Origin of the sequence: Pseudomonas sp. K5002 (assembly GCF_013386655.1) — a bacterium.
In the GTDB taxonomy this organism is placed as follows: Bacteria; Pseudomonadota; Gammaproteobacteria; order Pseudomonadales; family Pseudomonadaceae; genus Aquipseudomonas.
On record NZ_JACARK010000244.1, the window covers coordinates 10,470 to 10,739 of the forward strand.

The following is a 270-nucleotide window of genomic DNA, read 5'->3' on the forward strand; positions in this document are numbered from 1 at the left end:
AAGCCCGCTCCCACATGGGAACTGTGGCGTTGCTGGCTGTTGCGGTCAGCCTCGCCGGTTGCGCCGGCCTGCCCGACCAACGCCTGGCCAATGAAGCGCTGAAACGTGGCGACACCGTCACTGCCCAGCAGAACTACCAGCAGCTCGCGGATTTGGGCTACAGCGAGGCCCAAGTGGGCCTGGCGGATATCCAGGTCGGCACCCGCGACCCCGAGCAAATCAAGCAGGCCGAAGCGACGTACCGCGCGGCCGCCGATACATCGCCCCGTG

1 pseudogene is annotated in these 270 nt (G+C 67.0%); it reads left to right on the plus strand.

The features are described from left to right. Positions 1-270 (plus strand): annotated as a pseudogene (locus HX846_RS12955) (alginate biosynthesis protein AlgK); the annotation flags it as partial.